Source organism: Wolbachia endosymbiont (group A) of Longitarsus flavicornis (assembly GCF_963931955.1).
In the GTDB taxonomy this organism is placed as follows: Bacteria; Pseudomonadota; Alphaproteobacteria; order Rickettsiales; family Anaplasmataceae; genus Wolbachia.
Genome location: NZ_OZ008337.1, coordinates 1,366,114 through 1,388,579, shown reverse-complemented (window position 1 = coordinate 1,388,579; position 22,466 = coordinate 1,366,114). Strand labels below are relative to the sequence as shown.

Annotated in this window: 18 protein-coding genes, 1 tRNA gene and 3 pseudogenes; 10 read left to right on the top strand and 12 right to left on the bottom strand. The window is 36.3% G+C overall.

Going from position 1 to position 22,466, the window contains the following annotated elements; all coding sequences use genetic code 11:
* Positions 1-130: 130 nt before the first annotated feature.
* From dnaJ to AABM58_RS06660, 4 genes are all read right to left on the bottom strand, one after another.
* Positions 131-1,249, bottom strand: coding sequence for a molecular chaperone DnaJ (dnaJ, locus tag AABM58_RS06675; protein WP_338406714.1), 1,119 nt, complete (start codon positions 1,247-1,249; stop codon positions 131-133).
* 82 nt (positions 1,250-1,331) lie between these two features.
* Positions 1,332-1,409, bottom strand: a tRNA-Arg gene (locus AABM58_RS06670).
* 387 nt (positions 1,410-1,796) lie between these two features.
* Complete coding sequence (gene fumC / locus AABM58_RS06665; RefSeq protein WP_338406713.1) at positions 1,797-3,182, bottom strand: class II fumarate hydratase; 1,386 nt, start codon at positions 3,180-3,182, stop codon at positions 1,797-1,799.
* A gap of 357 nt (positions 3,183-3,539) precedes the next feature.
* A complete protein-coding gene (locus tag AABM58_RS06660; protein ID WP_338406712.1) occupies positions 3,540-4,382 on the bottom strand; it encodes an ankyrin repeat domain-containing protein in 843 nt (280 codons plus the stop codon).
* 258 nt (positions 4,383-4,640) lie between these two features.
* Between AABM58_RS06660 and AABM58_RS06655 the strand changes: the two genes are divergently transcribed.
* Positions 4,641-5,473 (top strand): IS5-like element ISWpi1 family transposase gene (locus tag AABM58_RS06655; protein ID WP_338406711.1). Its coding sequence is split into 2 segments (ribosomal slippage): positions 4,641-5,010 and positions 5,010-5,473, totalling 834 coding nucleotides; the frame shifts between segments, so codons are not numbered across the junction.
* A gap of 306 nt (positions 5,474-5,779) precedes the next feature.
* On the opposite strand, the gene cgtA is transcribed toward AABM58_RS06655, so the two are convergent.
* Genes cgtA through murC form a run of 3 tightly spaced genes read right to left on the bottom strand, consistent with a single transcriptional unit; the run spans position 5,780 to position 9,493 of the window.
* Positions 5,780-6,802 (bottom strand): Obg family GTPase CgtA, encoded by a 1,023-nt coding sequence (cgtA, locus tag AABM58_RS06650; RefSeq protein ID WP_338406710.1) that lies wholly within the window; start codon positions 6,800-6,802, stop codon positions 5,780-5,782.
* On the bottom strand, positions 6,790-8,064 hold the full coding sequence (gene eno, locus AABM58_RS06645; RefSeq protein WP_338406709.1) for a phosphopyruvate hydratase: 1,275 nt from the start codon (positions 8,062-8,064) through the stop codon (positions 6,790-6,792). Before eno ends, cgtA begins: the two co-directional genes overlap by 13 nt.
* Positions 8,065-8,068: 4 nt before the next feature.
* Positions 8,069-9,493, bottom strand: a complete 1,425-nt coding sequence (gene murC, locus AABM58_RS06640) for a UDP-N-acetylmuramate--L-alanine ligase (protein ID WP_338406708.1) — start codon at positions 9,491-9,493, stop codon at positions 8,069-8,071.
* A 26-nt stretch (positions 9,494-9,519) separates the two neighbouring features.
* On the opposite strand from murC, the gene AABM58_RS06635 reads away from it, so the two are divergent.
* Positions 9,520-10,194, top strand: coding sequence for a septal ring lytic transglycosylase RlpA family protein (locus tag AABM58_RS06635; RefSeq protein ID WP_338406707.1), 675 nt, complete (start codon positions 9,520-9,522; stop codon positions 10,192-10,194).
* A gap of 31 nt (positions 10,195-10,225) precedes the next feature.
* Positions 10,226-10,396, top strand: a complete 171-nt coding sequence (locus AABM58_RS06630) for a hypothetical protein (protein ID WP_338406706.1) — start codon at positions 10,226-10,228, stop codon at positions 10,394-10,396.
* 11 nt (positions 10,397-10,407) lie between these two features.
* Here AABM58_RS06630 and AABM58_RS06625 read toward each other — a convergent pair whose 3' ends face one another.
* The gene (locus tag AABM58_RS06625) at positions 10,408-10,929 is read right to left on the bottom strand and encodes a gamma carbonic anhydrase family protein (RefSeq protein WP_338406705.1); all 522 of its coding nucleotides are present in this window, start codon (positions 10,927-10,929) and stop codon (positions 10,408-10,410) included.
* A 144-nt stretch (positions 10,930-11,073) separates the two neighbouring features.
* Here AABM58_RS06625 and secG point away from each other — a divergent pair, with 144 nt between their 5' ends.
* Genes secG through AABM58_RS06610 form a run of 3 tightly spaced genes read left to right on the top strand, consistent with a single transcriptional unit; the run spans position 11,074 to position 13,447 of the window.
* Entirely contained in the window at positions 11,074-11,394 is a 321-nt protein-coding gene (gene secG, locus AABM58_RS06620) for a preprotein translocase subunit SecG (protein WP_182319295.1), read from the top strand.
* On the top strand, positions 11,394-12,998 hold the full coding sequence (locus AABM58_RS06615) for a CTP synthase (protein ID WP_338406704.1): 1,605 nt from the start codon (positions 11,394-11,396) through the stop codon (positions 12,996-12,998). Before secG ends, AABM58_RS06615 begins: the two co-directional genes overlap by 1 nt.
* 41 nt (positions 12,999-13,039) lie before the next feature.
* Positions 13,040-13,447 (top strand): nucleoside deaminase, encoded by a 408-nt coding sequence (locus tag AABM58_RS06610; RefSeq protein WP_338406909.1) that lies wholly within the window; start codon positions 13,040-13,042, stop codon positions 13,445-13,447.
* 987 nt (positions 13,448-14,434) lie between these two features.
* Here AABM58_RS06610 and AABM58_RS06605 read toward each other — a convergent pair.
* Positions 14,435-14,773, bottom strand: a complete 339-nt coding sequence (locus AABM58_RS06605; RefSeq protein ID WP_338406703.1) for an outer membrane protein assembly factor BamE — start codon at positions 14,771-14,773, stop codon at positions 14,435-14,437.
* A gap of 130 nt (positions 14,774-14,903) precedes the next feature.
* On the opposite strand from AABM58_RS06605, the gene AABM58_RS06600 reads away from it, so the two are divergent.
* Positions 14,904-15,893, top strand: a complete 990-nt coding sequence (locus tag AABM58_RS06600; RefSeq protein ID WP_338406702.1) for a ribonucleotide-diphosphate reductase subunit beta — start codon at positions 14,904-14,906, stop codon at positions 15,891-15,893.
* Positions 15,894-16,128: 235 nt separating this feature from the next.
* Complete coding sequence (locus AABM58_RS06595) at positions 16,129-16,992, top strand: ankyrin repeat domain-containing protein (RefSeq protein ID WP_338406701.1); 864 nt, start codon at positions 16,129-16,131, stop codon at positions 16,990-16,992.
* Here AABM58_RS06595 and secA read toward each other — a convergent pair.
* Positions 16,976-19,636, bottom strand: a complete 2,661-nt coding sequence (secA, locus tag AABM58_RS06590) for a preprotein translocase subunit SecA (protein ID WP_338406700.1) — start codon at positions 19,634-19,636, stop codon at positions 16,976-16,978. The two genes, AABM58_RS06595 and secA, sit on opposite strands and share 17 nt — an antisense overlap.
* 249 nt (positions 19,637-19,885) lie before the next feature.
* On the opposite strand from secA, the gene AABM58_RS06585 reads away from it, so the two are divergent.
* Positions 19,886-20,773 (top strand): hypothetical protein, encoded by an 888-nt coding sequence (locus tag AABM58_RS06585; protein ID WP_338406699.1) that lies wholly within the window; start codon positions 19,886-19,888, stop codon positions 20,771-20,773.
* On the opposite strand, the pseudogene AABM58_RS06580 reads toward AABM58_RS06585, so the two are convergent.
* Positions 20,768-21,061: pseudogene (locus tag AABM58_RS06580) on the bottom strand (transposase); the annotation flags it as partial. The gene AABM58_RS06585 and the pseudogene AABM58_RS06580 sit on opposite strands and share 6 nt — an antisense overlap.
* 55 nt (positions 21,062-21,116) lie before the next feature.
* Between AABM58_RS06580 and AABM58_RS06575 the strand changes: the two are divergent.
* Positions 21,117-21,943: pseudogene (locus AABM58_RS06575) on the top strand (IS5 family transposase).
* 21 nt (positions 21,944-21,964) lie between these two features.
* Here AABM58_RS06575 and AABM58_RS06570 read toward each other — a convergent pair.
* Positions 21,965-22,457: pseudogene (locus AABM58_RS06570) on the bottom strand (IS5 family transposase); the annotation flags it as partial.
* Positions 22,458-22,466: the final 9 nt, after the last annotated feature.

Here is a 22,466-nt window from a genome sequence, read left to right as displayed (position 1 = left end):
ATAGTTTTAAGGAACTAAGAAGTTTCTGTTGGCTAATTATTGTTAAGTTTTCCATTAATAAGGTCAAAGAATTGCAGGATTAAATGAAAACCCATAAACAGTTACCCCTTCATGTCATTTAGCAGATTTCTTATTTTTTTTTTACTTTACTAAAAAACCCTTCAGATTGCTGTTGTACACTTGCATTTTCCTCTTCTTCAAGCGCTTTTAATAGCTCAATTTGCTTTTTAGTTAAATTTTTTGGATTTAAAGTCTCAACTATTACCTGTACATACAAATCACCACGAGCATATGAGTTCATATATGGCATACCCTTCTCCTTACAACGTAACTTGGTACCAGTTTGAGTGCTCTCTGGAACTTTTACTTTTATTTTAGCTCCATCAATTGATTGTACATCGATTTCACCACCAAGCACTGCTAATGTCATCCTTATAGGCACTTTACAGTGTAAATCTGCTTTATTTCGAGTAAAGATTTTATGGGAAACTATTTTCACGTATACGTATAAATCTCCACTTTTTCCACCTCTTGCTCCAGCTTCTCCTTTACCACTTACCCTTACCTTAGCTCCTTCTTCTATGCCTTTTGGAATTGAAACGGATATATTTACTTCATCTCTTCTACGTCCACTTCCACCACATTTCTTACATTTGTTTTGTATTATTTCTCCTTCCCCATAGCATGTAGTACATGTTCTTTCGATGGTAAAAAAGCCTTGTTGAGTTCTAATCCTACCGCTTCCCTGGCATGTGTGGCACTGAACTGGTTTAATTGCTCCTTCGCCACCTGTGCCTTGGCATGCATCACATTTTACATTTGTCACATAATGTATAGGCGCTTGTATTCCTTGAAATGCATCTTCCAAAGTAATTTCAAGATCATAACGTAGGTCTGCTCCAGATACTCCTGTTGTGCTCCTTTTTGCTCTTGATCTACTTGCACCACCACCGAATCCTCCACCAAAGAAGTCATTGAATATGTCGCTAAAATCTCCTGCAGAGCTGAAGCCTTGAAACCCACCAGAAGCACCTTCGTGGCCATAACGATCATAGCCTGCCCTTTTCTCAGAGTCAGACAGAACTTCATATGCAGCTGTTACTTCTTTAAATTTTTCCTCTGCTTCTTTATTGCCAGGATTTCTATCAGGATGATATTTTAACGCTAATTTTTTATATGCTTTTTTTATCTCATCAATACTGGCATTTCTACCTACTTCCAGCAGATCATAGTAGTCTTTTTTGCTCATATATAATAGTTTAGTGTTTAACCTTTAAAGATAGGTATTACATATATTAATTTCAAGTGTGACTTCTGTTTCCTATAAAATGTGGTGCACCCTGAGCGACTTGAACGCCCGACCTTTTGATCCGTAGTCAAATGCTCTAATCCAACTGAGCTAAGGGTGCTTTCACAAAGTTAACTTTAGCAGGTTTTGTAGCTTGATTCAATTAATTTGGCTAAAAATAAAACTGTTAATTTTTATCACGTGTGAAACCTGCAAAAAATTGCATTTGCTTTCTTAAGAATCATTTTATGGTCAAGCCCACACCTATACGAACATTTGCTTTTGTTAAGTACAACAAATGGTCAGCGCGTGACGCATAACTGTACGAACATTTGTTTGCGAAGAAATGTTATAGTCAGTTTTGCCTAAAACACAAAGGTAGTGCCCAGACACTAGAATCCAGGAATTTTGATTGTAAATAAGTATAACTGAGTTGGTAAGCATAGAAAGCAGCTGTCTTATGCTAAAAAAACGTCTTTGATGAGATTGCGTGGAAATCTGTGAGCAGTTACAAATAATTTACCATTTCCTCTGGTTTCACTATCCTTTCAAACTCCTCCTCAGTGAGCAGTTGAAGTTTTACTGCTGCTTCTTTTAGAGTGATATTTTCTTTATAAGCAAGCTTTGCTATTTTTGCTGCATTGTCGTACCCTATATGCGTATTTAATATAGTGACCAACATCAACGACTGGTTCAGTAAATCTTTTATCCTCTCTTCATTTGCCTTAATACCAACTACACATTTTTCTGTAAAATTTAAACTTGCGTCAGCTAAAAGTCTTATAGACTGCAAAACATTGTAAATTATCACTGGCTTAAACACATTCAATTCAAAATGACCGTTTGAACCACTAATGGTCACAGCAACATGATTTCCCATAACTTGAGTGCACACCATAGTTACTGCTTCACACTGAGTTGGATTCACTTTACCTGGCATAATTGAAGAACCAGGCTCATTTTCTGGTAACATTATTTCCCCAATTCCGCATCTTGGACCAGAACCAAGCAACCTTATATCATTTGCAATTTTCATTAAACTGACTGCTACTGTATTGAGTGTTCCACTGAGCTCAACTAAAGCATCATTTGCTGCTAGCGCTTCAAATTTATTGCCTGCTGAAGTAAATGGAAGGTTAGTGATTTTTGCAACTTCTCTAGCAAAATCTTCAGCAAAACCCTTTTTAGTATTGAGTCCCGTGCCAACTGCAGTGCCACCTTGTGCAAGCTCACATATATCACTTAAAGTTGATTTTACTCTCTCTATCCCCTTTTTAATCTGGGCTGCATAGCCAGAAAACTCCTGTCCCAGTGTTAGGGGCGTTGCATCTTGTAAGTGAGTACGTCCTACTTTTATTATATCTTTAAATTCCTGAACCTTATTATCCAGCACCTTATGCAATTTTTCAAGATTTGGAATAAGCAAGCAGTTTATTTGCTCTGCTGCTGCTATATGCATTGCTGTTGGAAAGGTGTCATTTGACGACTGACCATAATTCACATGATCATTTGGATGTATCGGAGATTTACTACCCAAATTACCACCTAAAATCTCTATTGCACGATTGCTGATTACTTCATTCATATTCATATTAGTCTGCGTTCCGGATCCGGTTTGCCAAACAACAAGCGGAAATTCATTATTAAATTTGCCATCTATTACTTCCCTCGCGGCTGTGCAAATTGCGTCCCCTACCCTATCATCTATAACACCATGTTTCATATTAACACGCGCTGCTGCAAGTTTTACTATTGCTAATGCTTTAATCAGAGGCTCTGGCATTTTTTCTGTGCCAATCTTAAAATTTTCTAAAGAACGCTGAGTCTGCGCTCCCCAGTAATGTTCACTTGGTACTTTTACTTCCCCTAAGCTATCTGATTCTATTCTTACCATACTTTTTCCTTTGCATTAGAATTCTGTTATTCTACTACTTACTACATTTCTTGGTTAATTAAATCATATTGGATTTCAGTGTCAAGTGTACGAACATTGCAATATGGTACAATGTTATGACGATGTCATGCAAGTAGCTGACACTGGAATGGCTTTGTTGCATAGCAACCGAAAAAATCTGGTGGCTACTGACAAAATTCATTATAAAATAGTCATTTAACTGTTCTTGAGCGCACGTACTCTTGAACTCGCTATATCCCATCTGTACCCTTCACAGGCAATTACGCAATAAAGCTGGCTGGATAGAAAATTTGCATATGCTAAAACTAACAGAGCTTATAGCATATGCTTGATAATTTAAATTAAACCGGCTGCTGCTTGTTTTGAATCATGTTCAGAAATAGATGCATCAGAGAACTGGCCGCTAACCTTTCCAATACCATAACCTAACAACGCACCCGCTACTGCAGCTGCAATAAATACTGCAACAGCAGCAATAGCTGGAGTTAAAGCAGCAGCCCCTGTAAGGTATGCTATGCTTAAGCCTAACAACAAGCCAATGGAAGCAGTTATGATAGGCAGCTTACTTTCTTGTGTACTGTGTGGAGTATTAACGTTTTTACTTAAATCGCTCGGTGGTACATTATTATTCTTAGTGTTACCTTTTTTTAAAATTGGCATTATGTTGCTTTGCACTGAAGTATGATTACTATTGGATATAGATTGATTAGCACTTGAAGAAGCTGTACTACGTTCACGATCAGCTAATTGACCAGTAACGACTTTTTTATGTTTATCCCAATAAGTAGAAAATTCATCTGTCAAGTAATCTGGTTTTTGTATACTAGAATTTTGTATTAATGTTCCTCGAATTAGGGCTTCTGCTACATTTTTATCCTGCTTTTCAATAGCAAAACGTAGAGGAGTTTTTCCATCGTTATCCTGTAAATCCAGATTAGCTCCCTTTTCTATTAGAAGCTCTGCTACCTCCTTATTTCCCATTTTAGTAGCCCAATATAATAATGTAGATCCATCTTTAAACTGGTGACTTACATCAAAATCAGCTTTTTCCCACTTTTCATACTCATCTTTGTCTTCTTCCTTTAATTTTTCTTTTATTTTTTCAATTACGTTACTCTCATTTAAACTATTGTCAGCATTTATTGCACTTAATATTTCTGACCACTGGTTAAATTCCATAATTTACACCTCAAATTATTTATTTTATTATACTATAACTAGAAAAACAGGCAGCACATAACCAATGACTGATTTCTATATACATTATGTAAATATACTAGCTGACATTTTAGTAACTGTCAATTACTTTATATGATGTTAACAAGCCACATAATAATTTATAGAAAATACTGGATTCTGTAGCATCACAAAAGTTTTAGAGGTTGTCCGGAAACTAGTAAAAGGCTATAATATCTGAAATTTTAGTACGGGGTAAAGATGAGAAAAAAGTATCCAACAGATCTAAGCGAAAGGGAATGGGCAAGAATAGAAAAACACTTCAGAGTATCATACAAGAAAGGAGGAAGGCCGCCAAAGTATAGCAAAAGAGAAATATTAGAAGCAATTTTCTATGTATTGCGTACAGGGTGTCAATGGCGGTATTTACCAAATGATTTTCCGCTATGGAAGACTGTGTATGAGCAGTTCAGGCAATGGAAGAAGCAGGGAATTTTTGAGAAAATGAATTATGAAATTACAAAATATAGTAGAAGAAAAATAGGAAGGAATGAGCAGCCGAGTGCTTGTATAGTAGATAGTCAATCTGTAAAGACTACAGAAAAAGGGGGATCAAAGGCTATGATGGAAGTAAAAAAGTAAAGGGTAGAAAAAGGCATATAATTACAGACACTCAGGGTTTTATACTAGGTTGTTACGTAGGCGCTGCTAACGAAAATGATAGAGATGGTATTAAAATAGCATTAAACAATATGAGAACAAAATATACTAAAGTTAAAAAAATGTGGGCTGACATGGGATACCAAGGAAGAAATTTAAAGAATCACATAAAGGAAGAATATGACATAGATATTGAAATTGTTAAAAGGCCTCCATGTAGATTTTGGGTGCACAAAGATACGCCACCTGAGCTACTACCAACAAGAGAACAAGGGTTTAAAGTACAGCCAAGAAGATGGGTTGTAGAAAGGACTTTTGCTTGGGTTAATAGGAATAGAAGGCTATCGAAGGAGTATGATTTACTCACAACATCCACTGAGAATTTCATATACCTAGCTATGAGTAGGGTTATGTTAAAGAGGGAATATGACTGAATTTACTAGTTTCCGGACAACCTCTAATTATTTACTTTTCCAAAAAGCACAAAAAAGTACCTACCTTTGTGAGAATAATTTAAACAAAAGCGGCGTTGTGAAAATGAAAACATAAAATTGTTGCAACAAAGCTAGGTAAATTGGTTCATATCTAAATGTGGCAAAAGTAGGCTAATGTGGCTGGTTTTACGATATAGTAGAATTATTATAAAGAAAAGTTCGCACAGAACAAGCGGAGTGCAAATCACCTTCAAAAACAAACGTTCGTACAAATATATTCTAGTTATATGATAAAATAAATGAAATTCACATCTTAAAAGGATCATATACATCGATTTCCTTAGGATTACTCTTTTTCAATTTTTCACTTAATAATCTCAAAATGGGCTGTAAATCATCATTAATTGATAAGCACAGCACTTCTTTATTAAGATAATTAGCTAGGTGATTCTTCTTTTCCAGAATTTCTGCTTCCCTCAATAAGTCGCATTTGTTCAGTACTACAATCTCTTCTTTTTCAACAAGATCACTATTGTAAAGTTCCAATTCATTATGGATACAATTATAAGCTGCTATCACATCATCGTGAGTTGCATCAATTAAATGAAGTAAAATTTGACACCTTTCTATGTGCTTTAAAAATTTATGCCCGAGCCCAACTCCAAGGTGAGCATCGGTGATTATTCCAGGAATATCTGCTATTATAACTTCGCTATCATCCACTTTTGTCACACCTAAGTGGGGTCTTACGGTGGTAAATGGATAATCGCCTACTTTTGTATCGGAATTTGAGCAGCGAGTCAAAAATTTTGATTTACCTGCGTTTGGCATGCCAATAATTCCAACATCTGATAAAACTTTTAGTTTTAATAATACATGTTTTTCTTCGCCAGGCTGACCGTAAGTAAAATGTCTTGGTGCCTTATTAGTAGAAGATTTAAAATTAGTATTTCCAAGTCCACCTTTTCCACCCTGTGCTACTTGAAATTCCATAACAGGCTTGTCAAGGTCTACTATTATCTCTTCACTTTCTTCATCAATTATTTGTGCACCGACTGGAACTTTAAGTATAACGTCTTTCCCTGCTGTGCCAGATCTATCCCTGCCTGCACCATTTTTTCCACTATCTGCTTTAATGTGTCTTCTATAACGAAAATGAAGCAAAGTGTTGAGATTAGCGTCGCTGATGAAAACTATGTTTCCACCCTTTCCTCCATTACCACCATTTGGACCACCAAATTCAACGAACTTTTCTCGACGAAAACTTGCACAGCCATCACCACCGTCACCGGCTTTTAAACACAATTTTACTTCGTCTATAAAACCCATGCTAACCCACGATAATATTTAGCATCCTTTCCTAACGTGCTTTCTATTCTCATTAGCTCGTTATACTTCGCGAGTCTATCAGAACGCGATAGCGATCCGGTTTTTATTTGTCCGCAATTTGATGCAACTGCTATATGAGATATTGTTGTGTCTTCTGTTTCACCTGAGCGATGAGAAATAACAGCTTTATAGCCATTTGATTTTGCCATTTCAATAGCAGCAAAAGTTTCTGTTAACGTCCCTATTTGATTTGGCTTGATCAGTACAGCATTTGCCATTTTTTCCTCTATTCCTTTGCATATCAGTTCACAATTTGTAACAAACAAATCATCCCCAACCAATTGAATTTTACTCCCCAATTTTGCAGTAAGTAATTTCCAACCTTCATAGTCATCTTCACTCATTGCATCTTCTATAGAAACTATTGGATATTTTTCCACAAGGTTACAATAGTATTCAGCCAATTCTTCCGAAGTAAGATCTCTGTGTTCAAATTTGTAAATTCCATCTTCATAAAAAGTAGATGAAGCAACATCAAGGCCCAGTGCAAAATCACTTTGCGCTGAATAACCTGCTGATTCTATAGCGTATATGATCAAGTCAAGTGCTTCTTCAGTACTTTCAATATTTGGTGCAAAACCACCTTCATCTCCTACGTTTGTGCTATAACCTTTTTTCTTAAGAATGCTACGTAAGTTGTGGAACACCTCCGCAGACATTCTGATTGCTTCACTGAAAGTCTCAGCCCCGACCGGAAGAATCATGAATTCTTGAAAATCGAGCTTATTGTCTGCATGTACTCCGCCATTAATTATGTTAATGAGTGGAACCGGCATAACACTCGTCTGCTCTCCCCCCAAATATCTGTAGAGCGGCACTTTAAAACTGTTTGCTGCTGCTTTTGCAACCGCAAGAGACACACCCAAAGTTGCATTTGCTCCAAGTTTTGATTTGTTTTTTGTTCCATCTAGTTCAATTAATGCTTTATCAATTGCATTTTGGTCCGCTGCATTCATTCCAATGATTTCATCTGCTATTATCCCATTTACAGCTTGAACAGCTTTCAGCACTCCTTTACCACAATACCTTTTCTCATCTTGGTCTCTGAGTTCCAAGGCTTCTAATTTACCGGTTGAAGCTCCAGAAGGTACAGATGCTCTACCTATTACTCCATCACAGAGTTCAATTTCCACCTCAACAGTGGGATAACCTCTGCTATCTAAAATTTCTCTTGCAAATACGTTATTGATTATCTTATTCATCGCATTAAACCTTAACTTCTGCAATAAGTGCTGCAGTTTCTTTTGCCAATTTAGCTATATTACTACCAGCACCAATAAATAATACTATATCACCTGGACTTGTCGAATCACTAATAAAATGTGAAATGAGCAAAGCATCATTCATAATTTTTGTGTTATTAAATCCATTACTGATTAAAGCTTTTTGTATATCATCAATTCCACAACCAGGAATAGGCTTGTCTTCTGGGGGATGAACAGGAGTGAGGATGACATAATCAAACATCATGAAAATTCGTATGAATTCATCAAAAAAATTACGAATGCGAGCAAAACGAAGTGGTTCGATAATTCCTATTACTTTTCCTTTAGTAATCGAACGTGCAGCCGTTAAAGTTGCATATATTTCATTTGGATGATGGGCATAATCCTCAATTAACTTAACACCTTTAATATTGGCAATCAAAGAGAATCTTCTTGCTACTCCTTTGAATTCCAAAAGGCCTTTTTTAATCTCTGCATCGCTAATCCCGAGCTTTATCGCAACTGATATTGCAGCTAAGGCGTTGCTTACTTTATGCATTCCTATTGTGTTTGATAGTACTACGTTTTTTATTCTGTGGTTATTGTCAATCAACACATCAAATTCCATGCTGTTATTATGTTGTTCGATGTTGCTGGCTCTTATGCTACCATTCTCAAACCCAAACGTTATAGAATTACCCGCATCATAATCGATGTCTACAGAATCAGGTAAAACTGCAGAACCTGCATTATTCACGAATTGGGAAAATGCATTTTTGATATTATCAAATGTGCCGTAATAATCTATGTGGTCATTGTTGATACTTGTTATGACAGCAATCTTTGCAGGGATTTTTAGCATAGTTCCATCAGACTCATCAGCCTCGATCAGAAAAGTGTCACTCCCTCCAAGTTTGAAGTTGCTCTTATAGGAATTTAATATCCCTCCTACAGTTACAGTCGCATCAATGCCAGAATGATCAAAAATGGAAGCAATCATTGCTGTTGTCGTTGTCTTTCCGCTTGAACCTGAAACCGCTATTACACACCTATCTTTCATAATTTCAGTAAGTATGTCTGATCTATGCAAAACGGTTTTATTGTTATTTTTTGCCGCAATTAACTCCACATTATCAGATTTTATTGCAGAAGAATGTACGACTATTTGAGCTTGGCTTATATTATTAGCATTGTGACCAATAAAAACCTCTATGCCCAGCTTTTGTAACCTATTTATATTGTCGTTTGATTGTGCATCACTGCCTTGAACTTTGCAATTGGAATTGTGAAGAATTTCAGCAATGGCACTCATTCCGATTCCACCTATACCAATAATATGTATTATTCCTTCTTGAGTTTTGTTAATATTTAGCAGTAGATGTTTACTCATTACTAAATTTATTATAGTATAATTTAAAATCCTCATAGTATCGAACCCTCTTACCGAATACAATGATAAAAAACCTAGCCTTCCTATGTCTAATATTCGTTTTGATGAGTAGTTGCAGTTTTAGCAACAGGTTTAATTGCACTGCAGGTCATTACAAAATTGGCAGCAGCTACACAATAAATGGTATAACTTATTATCCAAAAAACTGTAAACACTACGAAGAGATAGGGACAGCGTCGTGGTATGGAATAGAAGATCATGGCACGCTTACAGCAAATGGTGAAGTGTTTAACCGTCACTTGATCTCTGCAGCGCATAAGACTTTGCCCCTACCCTGCTTTGTTCTTGTCACTAATTTAGAAAATGGAAGAAAGCTTGTTACAAGGGTTAACGATAGAGGACCATTTATTAAAGGCAGAATAATAGACTTATCAGAAAAAGCAGCTCAAGTCTTAGGATTTCATAAAGTAGGGCTTGCAAAGGTAAAAGTCCAATACCTAAGAAAGATGTCAGAACAATTGATACAAAATACTCCTCATTACAGAAAGCAATATGAAAAAGAAATGCAGAAACGTCACCCAAAACAAGACAGTGCAGAAAGTAAGGGATATGTTGCATTTTTTAAAAGTGCTCAGGCTGCTAAATCAGCTGCATCAAAGCTTCGCAATCAAGGAATAAAAAATGTTAGATTGCTTTTTAAGAACGATCAATATTGCGTGAAAGTGAGTTATAGGTAGTGGTGAGTGCAGAATTTGAAAGATTTGGTTCATGTCAGAAACGCTGGCTAATTATACTGCTTTAATAGATTTAATAATGAGTGGAAAACTGCAGCCAGAGGAAGCAAGGGAAAAATCTTGTAAAGATTTAGAAGAACTTATTTGCACAGAATATAAAGATAGTAAGATACACAAAAACAAACGAGCCTTCTTCTTAATTTAACGCATATGCTTTCAACTACAATTTTTATATTCCTTCATTAGCATGATATAATTTTGTGCCGACTGCGCGATATGTTTAATTTCTTCATTCGACATTTTTTTGAAGAATTTTGCTGGCCTGCCAGCCCATATTTCTCCACTTTTTATCACTTTTCCATGTGTCACCAGTGAGCCAGCAGCTACCATAGCTTCAGGCTCCACAACTGCATGGTCCATCACGGTAGAGCCCATACCAATAAACGCTTTATCATGCACCGTGCATGCGTGCAACATACAAAAATGTCCCACTGTTACCATGCTGCCAATAATTGTGTCACCACCTGGGTTTCTATCCACATGAATTACCGTTCCATCTTGAATATTTGTTCCATCACCTATTTTTATTGATCCAACGTCCCCTCTGATTACACAATTAAACCAGATGCTCGCATTTCTTCCTATTTCAACCTTACCTATGATATGCGAACCACCTGCGATGAAAGCACTTTCGTCTATTTTTGGTTCATAATCTTTGTATTTTAAAATGTGATACATATTAAGCCCAAAGTCTTATGCATATGTTAATCAAAATAAGGTAGGCAGTAAATACATACTTAGGTTTCAAGCTATTTGGGTGACAGATGTTCTTGACTTACGTGCTTTGTACTGCTAAAATTTTTATTTTCAGCCCTATCTATAATGTCAGTAGCGGTATTAAGTATATTTCAAATAATATTGGTTGTTGTGTTAGTAATTTTAGTGCTCTTGCAGCCACCTGGAAGTAGTTCGTTAAGTGGTTTTAGTAATGCACAACAGGGGGTCAATTCGATGATTCCGGTGAAATCTTCTGAAAACCCGCTCAGCAGAATAACGGCTATTGTTGCTGGATTGTTTATTATAAACACATTGCTATTGTCAGGATTATGTTCAAAAGACGTACATAAAAAATCGATCGCAGAAAAAATTATATTAGAAAAAAAGCAAGAAAGTGAACCTACTTCTGTTCCATTTGAAAATTAATGAAGGAAGCTAAATTTATCTTTGTCACAGGTGGAGTTGTGTCATCGCTTGGTAAAGGCTTAGTTGCTTCAAGCGTTGGTGCGCTTCTTCAAGCTCACGGTTTTAAGATCCGTATCAGAAAACTTGACCCGTATCTCAACATTGATCCTGGGACAATGAACCCAACTCAGCACGGAGAGGTATTTGTTACCGAGGATGGTGCTGAAACTGATTTGGATCTTGGGCATTATGAGCGTTTTACTGGAATTAAAGCAACAAAAGATGACAATATAACAACTGGTAAGATATATCATGAGTTATTGAAGAAAGAGAGGCGTGGTGATTATCTGGGCAAAACTGTGCAAGTCATTCCTCATGTGACAGATTTGATCAAATCGTTCATTTTTAATGGTACGGAAGGTTTAGATTTTGTAATATGTGAAATAGGCGGAACTGTAGGTGACATTGAAAGCCAACCATTTTTGGAGGCTATACGCCAAGTTAACTACACATTAGGAAAACAAAGAGTTATCCTGATTCACTTAACTTTAATACCATATCTTACCGCAGCGCAAGAATTAAAGACAAAACCAACGCAGCATTCAGTTCGAGAGTTAAATTCCGCGGGGTTACAACCAGATATTATATTATGCCGCAGTGAGAAAGAAATTTTCGATAATCAAAGAGAGAAAATAGCTAAGCTTTGCAATGTTTCTTTGTCCAATGTGATACCTGCTCCTGATGTGAGTCATATATATGAGTTACCGGTGTTATATAGCCAATGTGGGCTTGATACGCAAATTTTAGAGCACTTTCATTTAAGTAAGCCAAAACCAAGCTTGATTGAATGGGATCAAATAGTGCACTCTATAAGGCACCCAACACAGGAAGTTACTGTGTCTATAGTAGGGAAATATACCGAATTCCCTGATGCGTACAAATCACTGGTTGAAGCATTAAATCATGGTGCGATTAGTAATAAAGTCAAAATAAGGATAAATTGGGTTAACTCAAGAGAAAAGGAAGAAAAGCCTATAAATGAAAAACTTATAGGAGAGAAATTACAGAATTCTCATGCAATCCTTGTCCCAGGGGGGTTTGGTGATGACGGAGTAGAGGGTAAAATATTAGCAATAAATTATGCCCGTACAAATAATATCCCATTTTTCGGAATTTGCCTTGGTATGCAGCTTGCAATTATTGAGTTTGCTCGTAATGTTGTTAAGCTTGAAGATGCACACTCTGAAGAATTTCATAACTGTAAACATCCAATCGTTAAGTTAGCTGGCGATCAAGATGACGATCTTGGTGGAACCATGAGACTTGGGGCATACAAATGTAATATAAATGCAAACTCTAAAATGATGGATGCATATAGTAACACTACTATTTCAGAAAGGCATAGGCATAGATACATAATCAATTCAGATTATAAAGATGATTTGGAAAAAAATGGGCTTCTATGCAGTGGCATATCAGAAGATGGAACGTGCATAGAGGCAGTGGAGTTAGAGAGTCATCCGTGGTTTATTGGTGTGCAGTTTCATCCAGAGTTTCAATCAAAGCCGTTTTCTCCTCATCCTCTTTTTATATCGTTTATTAAGGCAGCAGTTAAAAAAATTTAAAAAAAGAAGATTAGCAAAGGAAAGTGTTCAAGTATCAATATATGGAGCTTGCCATAGAGCAAGCCAAACTCGCTCAAAAAAATGATGAGGTTCCCATAGGTGCTATAATAGTAAGTAGAAGCAATGTTGTTTCTTCTGCACACAATATATCCAGCGATCCAACTGCACATGCAGAGATGTTAGCGATCAGACAAGCATTTTCAACTTCCACGCTTTGTGATACTGATATGTACGTAACATTAGAACCATGTCCGATGTGTGCTCAAGCTATTTCCTTTGCCAGAGTTAAACGATTGTACTTTGGAGCTTATAATCCAAAAGGTGGAGGTATTGAAAATGGTGCTAAGATATTTCAATTTTGCAGCCATATACCTGAAGTTTATGGTGGAATATTAGAAACAGAATGCTCTTTTTTGTTAAAGGATTTTTTTGAGAAACTAAGAACCTAATTAGGTCTAACAATTTCAATTAGATTTCTCTGTCATTCCAGCGCGTGACGTACAACAGAGGGTGTCATCCCAGTACTCCTTTTTTTGTCATCCAAGTAGCTGACACTGGAATCCAGGAAAAAGAATGGTGTCATGCAAGTAGCTTTCCATCCAAAAGGGTGTCATCCCAGTGCTTGACACTGGGATCCAGGAAACTTAATTGCAAGTAATGCATTGGGTTTGGTGAGTATGGGTTTTGCGTTATAGAATGAAGCACTTTTTGTGAATTTGTAAAGAAAACTGGATCCCAGTGTCAAGCTACTCGGATGAAAGCAGTCCTACGTCATACTGCCGCGAACCTTCATACCGCGATTCATTCGCGGTATCTCGGCAATAGATCCCGCTAACACGTAGCGGGATGACGATTGTCGTTTAGCCATAAATATTAAGAAATTTACCAAACGAAAAAAAAGGCAAAAGAAGCCCCGTGGTTGGCTAATTACTTACATTATACTTTCAAGTATGGCGTTTTTTTATTCTAAACACTTAATAACCGCGATTTAGCTGCTTTTAAGCCGCAACTAATCTAAATTATAAACGTTAAGAAATTTACTAAACAGAAAAAAAGGCAAAAGAAACCCTAGGGTAGCTAGTTATTCACTATCCATTTTTTAAGTTGGCGTTTTTTAATGTTTTAAATGCTTTATAAGCGTATTTCAGCTTGTGTAGGTAAAAACCCAGAAATTTGATAAAGACATAGAGTGCACATAGTGCAAAAAATTAAACATGAGACGCCAGATACGTGAGTTTTTTTGTCATTTAATCTGTACAGAGAAGATAAATAAATAGCTTCAGTTTCATGATAAGGAGGCTGGCGGAGTTTGTCAAGGAATTTTTATGGCCTAGCGTCACGCGCTACCGGCGGTTAACATCCTACATTCATTCTACTACAACGCAAGAAATCCGTACAGTTGTGATGGTATGACGTGAAGAGATCTGAGCAGATTTTCAATCAGAAAAAACAGCCAAAGATCTCTCTGAGATGTCAGTTTCTTTTATATCTGCAATTTTACCGTCCTGATCAAATGAAATTTGCAGAGACTTACTGCTATACTTCCTTTTTCCTAAGAAGTTAGCTTGTTTAATTTTATATGAGACATAGTACCAAACGTTACCATCAAACTTTGATACTAATGTTGGTGATCCTAAAGTGTGAACCACTTTTTCTTTATCGTCACCTACTTTTATCTTGTTCCACAATTCAAAATTAATGCCAGGAGCTCCGTGATTGTGAATAGTGTGAGTGCAGCTCACTGTAAATAATAAAATAAAAATTAATACTCGCATTTCTGTTGATAAATTACTTGAAGCTATAATACACTAATAAATTACCTGCCGTCAAATTTCAAAAAGTTAAATTGACTGATTCTAAATATCACTTAATATAATATTTACTTTAGAAAATAATAGGTGTCTTATGTCATTGTTAAAAGCAGATCCAATATACAAACCTTTTAATTACCCTTGGGCTTATGATGCGTGGCTACAGCAACAAAGGATACATTGGATACCTGAAGAAGTTCCGCTCGCTGATGACGTGAAGGATTGGAAAACTAAACTTTCAAGTGTAGAAAAAAATCTACTAACCCAGATCTTTAGATTTTTTACTCAGGCAGACATTGAAGTAAATAACTGCTACATGAGGCATTATTCAAATATATTTAAGCCAACAGAAATATGCATGATGCTTGCAAGCTTTTCCAATATGGAAACTATACACATTGCAGCTTATTCTTATCTTTTAGACACAATTGGCATGCCAGAAAGCGAGTATCAAGCATTCTTAAAGTATGATGCTATGAGAAAGAAGTATGAGTACATGCTAGAATTTGAGGAAAGCAAAAAACATGATAAAAAACATGTAGCTAAAACCCTAGCAGTGTTTGGTGCATTTACCGAGGGGTTGCAGTTATTCGCATCGTTTGCAATTTTGCTCAATTTCCAACGCTTTGGAAAAATGAAAGGAATGGGGCAGATAATCGCCTGGTCAGCCCGTGATGAAACTTTGCACACCAATTCAATTATCATGTTGTTTAATACATTTATTAAAGAGAATAATGAAATTTGGGACGACGAGTTTAAAGAGGAATTATATTCTGCATGTCGCACTATTGTTGAGCTTGAGGATGAGTTTATAAAGCTTGCTTTTGATTTTGGAGACGTTGAAGGACTATCCGCAGAAGAAGTGCGCAATTACATACGCTACGTAGCAAACAGACGGTTAATGCAATTAGGTCTTGAGTCCATATATGATGTCAATGATAATCCTATTCCATGGCTTGATGAAATACTAAATGGCGTGGAACATACGAATTTCTTTGAAAATAGAGTAACAGAGTATAGCCGCGCAGCAACTCAAGGCACATGGGAGGAAGCTTTTACTGAAAACGACACAAATAATAAATGAGTGCTAATTTCACTCTTCTTTGTCATTACAGCACTCCTTTCTTGTCATTCCAGCGCGTGACGCTGGAATCTAGAAAAAAAGAAGAACCTGTACCGCTAATTTGATGATAGGCAAGCAGTCCGTTATAGTAATTGAATCATAAGGTAAAAATCCTACTGTGTTTTCTTAAATTCTCATTGACATGATATAGTCTAACTATACACTGTGATGAATTTTTATGGTTTGTACTAGGAGAATGTTCAAAGCAATATTAGAAGAAGTTAACAGTAGTCCAGGTCTGAGTAAGGAAAATTTAATTGATAGAATTAAAGATAAGCTGCAGCAGGCAAATCAACTTATATATGATGAGTGGAAAAAAAGCGAATTTGATATAAATCACCTATTTATACAGGATTTTGTATTAAGTAAATTAGCTAAAGATGAGGAAGAATTACTAAAATTCTTCCTGAAGCAAGGAGAAACTCTTTTGTGCGTTGCTGCTAGACATGGATGTATAAAAGTAGTAAAAAATCTTCTAGAAAATGGAGCGAAGATCGATGTAAAAGTTAAGTATGGTACAGCTCCTTTACATGGGGCTGCCGCATACGGGCATACGCAAGTAGTAGAACTCTTGTTAAAAGAAGGAGCAAAGGTTAATCTACAAGGTAAAGATAGAAAAACTCCTCTGCATTATGCTGCCGAACATGGGCATATAAAGACAGCAAAACTTCTACTAAAAAATGGAGCTAATATCGATCTGAAAGATAAAAATGGATATACCCCTTTGGGTCATGCTTTGCATAGTAAATATTCAAAAACAGCAAAACTTCTACTAGAATATGGTGCAGATCCATCATTTATTCATAGACCTAAAGTTACAAAAGCAGGAGCCGCTGGGGTTGTTATATCTGCCGTTGTAGTTCCACTAGTACTTGCCTATCCCACTGCATTACCTCCACTAGCAATAGTTGGAATTACTGTAGCATCTGCACTGATCGTTGGTGGTATTGCCTATGGAGTTGCATATAAGGTATCAGAACATTCGTTAAATAGCGAATTAAGTGAGGTTAGCTGCAGTAATATAGGTGAACAGACCACAGCTGCTAATTTACCACAGTAACCGCACCGTGGCAGTGTTTGTACTTCTTTCCGGAGTTGCAAGGGCATTTGTCGTTTCTTGAGACTTTGGGAAGTCTGCTATTTCTAGCAGAATGTAACCTATTGCCTATCTCTTGGTTGTCTGCCAACTTAAAGTGCGCTAGGCGGTGAATGGTGAGTTCCTTCCATTTTTCAAGCATTGACTCAAACATCAAGAAAGCTTCGCGTTTAAATTCATTCAGTGGATCTTTCTGCCCCATGGCACGTAAGCTTATGCTTTGTCTTAGGCTCTCTAGAACTGAAAGGTGTTCCCTCCATAAATGATCAAGTGTCATTATCATCATTTGCTTCACGATCGTATTCCACAAATCTGTAGTGTGCTGACTGTTGAAATATTTTTCTTTCTCAGTAAAAAATTCTTGTATCTTATCATTTATATAATTCAAAACTTCTTGTTTGTTTAAAAACTTTGCTAAATCTTCTTTATCAAGCATTATTCCATACCTCGTATGGAATTCTTTGACTATATCTTCAATATAATCCTCATAATAGCCACTTTGGATTATACCTTCTACTACGCTCTCATTTACTTCGCTATACACTTCAAACAAATCATTAATTTCGTCACCTAAGATATTGTTTCTCTGCTTAAAAATAACTTTACGTTGGTTATTGATTACGTCATCAAACTTAAGCAAAGATTTTCGCACATCATAGTTTCTAGCTTCAACTTTCTTTTGCGCTTTCTCGAGTGCCTTATTGATCCATGGATGATGAATAGCTTCGTTATTCTTTAACCCTACTTTTTGTAAAAAGCTTCTCATTCTATCAGAACCAAATATTCTCATTAGGTCATCTTCAAGTGATAAAAAGAACTTAGAAAGTCCAGGATCACCCTGACGGCCAGAACGGCCACGTAATTGATCATCTATTCTCCTGCTTTCATGTCTTTCGGTTCCAACCACACATAAACCACCAGCTTTTATAGCAATTTCCTTATCTTTTTTTACTCTTTCGACTATTTCTTGGTATTTTTTTTCTCTTTCATCAGCATTTTTTATCTTCTTTAGCTCCACCTTTGCGATCATTTCAGCATTTCCACCAAGCTGAATATCAGTTCCACGCCCTGCCATGTTAGTTGCTATGGTGACACTGCCTGGCACTCCAGCTTGTGCTATTATGTACGCCTCTTGTTCATGATAACGAGCATTCAATACTGAGTGCTTAAGAGAATGGCTTTGCAAAAGCGCAGAAAGCTTCTCAGAGTTTTCAATGCTTACCGTGCCAACAAGGACCGGTTGAAGGCGTTTGTGGCATTCTTCTATAAATTTTAGTACAGCATTAAATTTTTCCTTTTCTGTACCGTAAATTTCATCATCAATATCAACTCTTTTTACAGGTACATTGGTTGGAATTTTTACTACATTTAATCTGTATATATCACGAAACTCTTCTGCCTCTGTTGCTGCTGTTCCCGTCATTCCGGAAAGTTTATTGTACATACGAAAGTAATTCTGAAATGTGACCGATGCTAAAGTTTGGTTTTCATGCTGAATTTCAAGATTCTCCTTCGCTTCAAGTGCCTGATGAAGACCATCGGAATATCTCCTGCCCTCCATCATACGCCCAGTAAATTCATCAATAATCACTACCTTGCCATCCTTTACTATATAATCTTTATCAGCAGTAAACAGCTTATATGCACGTAATGCTTGGTCTATATAATGAGTCATTATCATGCTGTCAGTATCATAGAGCGAGGAATTTTCAGGAATGAGATTGTATGACCTTAGTAGTTCCTCCACTCGTGAAATACCATCTTCAGTCAAGAATACCGTTCTACCTTTTTCATCTACTTCATAATCGGAGTCAACTAATTTGGTTACTATTTTATTGATATGCTTATATATCTGATTGTTTTCCTCAACCGGGCCAGAAATAATAAGCGGAGTGCGAGCTTCATCAATGAGTATTGAGTCCACTTCATCAACTATTCCGTAGTGAAAGCCTCTCTGAACCATGTCTTCTTGAGAAAATTTCATATTGTCTCGCAGGTAATCAAAGGCAAGCTCGTTATTTGTGGAATACACGATATCTGCACTGTAAGCCTCTTTCCTCTCTTCGTCTGTCAAGTTATTCGTAATAAACGCAACAGAAACCCCAAGAGAATTATATAATTTGCTCATCCACTCTGTGTCCCGTTTTGCAAGATAGTCGTTAACAGTTACGACATGTACGCCTTTCCCTTCTAAGGAATTTAGATATGCTGCTAAAGTTGCAACGAGTGTCTTTCCCTCTCCTGTTTTCATTTCTGATATCATGCCATTGTGGAGCACCATTCCACCAATCAGTTGAACATCAAAGTGCCTCATGTTAAGAAACCTTCGAGAGGCTTCACGCACAACTGCAAATGCAGGTACGAGAAGATCATTTAACGTTTTCCCATTTTTCAATTCTCGTTTGAATTCTTCAGTTTTACCAGCAAGCTCCTCATCAGATAAGCTCTGCATTTCTGTTTCTAATGCATTTATTTGCTGAACAATTTTCCTAAAGGATTTTATTATCTTCTTATTTGTTGACCCAAATATCTTTCTTATAAAAAAGAATGACAACGTAAAAATGAAAAATATAAGAATGGCTGTCAAAATTAGCGGAGAATCTAGCATAAACTTAAGTAAAGTCTTATTTAATATGAGATTATATTACTAAATGCAGCCTGCGGCAATGATATATTAGATTTGGGAAATCTTTGGAAAGTCTTTTTTAAATCAAGAATTAAGAGTTTGCTAAGCAATTCCTACCCTCGAAGGCCTTCTATCAAAATATTGAAGATACCGTTGTATTATTTGAGGTATTTGGTAATCTTTAATTCTAGACTAAATAAATTTATTGCAGCCTGTATGGGGTAACTAGTTATGCACGGTAATATCTATCAGTTAAAGGTATTGATGCTGTTTTTGCATCGCGGAGTACTTTATCAGCATTCTTTTCGCTTAGGTAGAGAAATAGAAGAAGCCAGAAAGTTTGATGACTTAGTGTTTGAATATACCCAGGGTAGTAAGAAAGCATACCGCTTTTTGCAGGCTAAACATACACAAGATGAAGATAATAGAAAAATTGAAGTAAGGGACTTACTTACAAAAGATAAAAATAGAGATGAATTTAGGTTAGCAAAGTATTTCATCTCTTATCTAAAGATTAAAAATAATCAAGATTTTGCAGATGGTAACCTGAAAGATTTTATTATCTGTACTAATATCGATTTTGATCTGGATCAAAGTACAGCACAAAACACAGTGAGGAAATTGAAGGTAAAAACTTCAGGACCAAACGAGGAAATAGAAATTTTAGTTGAAGTAATCGACACTAGTGATGTCTTTTTTAAAGACGGCGGCACTAGATATAAGTTCTTTTGTACTCACGATAACATGATTTCAATAATGCAACCGACATTTAAGGGTGCTGTGGAAGAGACGATAAAAGAATTAAAAGAGGAGATAGAAAAACTTCAAAGTAAACCAGATCAGGACTCAAAAAGAAAATTGGAAAGAAATCAAAGGTGGCAAGGCAAATTTAAACAAATAATAAAGAATGGGTTAGAAGAGAGTATAAAAGAATTTTTTGACAAATTAGTATTTGCAGTAAATCAGCCTAATGAAATAAAACTAGCGGATATTATCAAAAGTGAGCTAGGTGAGCAATTTAATGATATTGACAGAAAGAATGTTTACGCCCGATTTCAAGAAGAAATGCTAGATTGGCTGAAAGAAAAAGGGAGACGTTTTCTTAGAACCTGTTCATAATCTTTTGAGGAACAAAGCAGTGAAAGCAAGAACTACCATTTGCAAGCTGGTGTTGAGTTTACGCTCGCAATTTTTCCATAACCGTCTACATTTTTCCAACCAAGCAAAAGAACGCTCTACAACCCATCTTTTTGGCAATACAGCAAAGGTATGTAATTCACTGCGTTTTATTACCTCAACAGTTGCACCAATAGTTGCTTTTATTTGTGTTGCAAAATTCTCTCCCGTATAGCCTGCATCAACCAGTACATTTTTAACTCCCGAGAGGTTTTCTTTTGCATTTTCTACCATTAGACTTCTTTCAAAATTGTTAGAGGGAGTGTAAGATGAAGTATTTGAAAGCATGAAATATAAGGAAATAGAAAAGTTAGAAGGAGAAAAGTTTCGACGTTTAACAGGGGTAAAAAAAGCAACATTTGAGCGAATGGTAGAAATTCTAGAAGTGGAGGATAAAAGAAAAAAAGCTAGAAGTGGAAGAAAAAGTAAACTTTGCATAGAAGACAGGCTACTTATGGCACTGGAATATATAAGAGAATATCGTACATATTTTCATATTGGGCAAAGCTATGGCATGAGTGAAAGTAACAGTTTTAAAATAATAAGATAGGTAGAAGACATATTAATAAAACATCCAGATTTTGCATTACCAGGAAAAAAAGAGCTATTAAAGAGTGATGTAGAATATGAAGTTTTAGTAATAGACGGAACTGAAACGCCAGTAGAGAGACCAAAAAAAAGCAAAAGCCCTTCTACTCTGGAAAGAAAAAAAGGCATACTATAAAAACACAAATAGTAACAGAGAAGAAGAGTAAAAAAGTCATATGCACATCTTTCTCGAATGGTAGAAAACACGATTTTCGGATGTTTAGAGAATCAAAGGTAGCAATATTACCGGACACCAAAATCTTAGCTGATGCCGGCTACAGGGGAATGCAGAAGATACACAAAAATGTTGTATTACCGCACAGGAAAATGAAAAAGAATCCGTTAAGCAAAGAACAAAAAAAAGAGAACAGGGCACTTATGAGCCAAAGGGCAATTGTTGAAAACGTAATTGGCTTATTGAAAAGGTTTAAAATCATCTCGGACAGGTATAGAAACCGACGAAAACGTTTTGGTTTAAGGTTTAATTTGATTGCTGCAATTCACAATTTTGAGCTCCATACATGAATTTTGAAAGAAGTCTATTCTCACAGCACTGCTACGGTCAGTTATCTCTGCTGTTGTTACATAAATTGCATGTGGCAAACCTTGCGTATCTACTGCAATATGGCGTTTTATTCCTGAAATCTTTTTGCCTGCATCGTAGCCTTTTTCTTCAGCAGTATCTGCATTTTTTACACTCTGTGCATCAATTATGCAGAAGCTGGTTTTTTCTTTCCGACCATTGTTTTGTCGGACTACGCCAACTATTTTTTTTTAACACCAGCTCCAGAACACTTTCTTTATTTGCATCTGGTTTTTCACTCCACTTCTTAAAATAGTCGTAACAATTGCGCCATTTTGGAAACTCTTTTGGTAGCATTCTCCACTGACAAACGCTTTTCAGAACGTATAACACTCCACAAAATACATCATACAAATCAAGTTTTCTTGGTTTTGTTTTTTTTCTACAGGACTCTAGATCTGGTAATATAATCTCAAATCTTTCCCGACTTATATTACTTGGGTATAAACTCCTCATATATCCTAA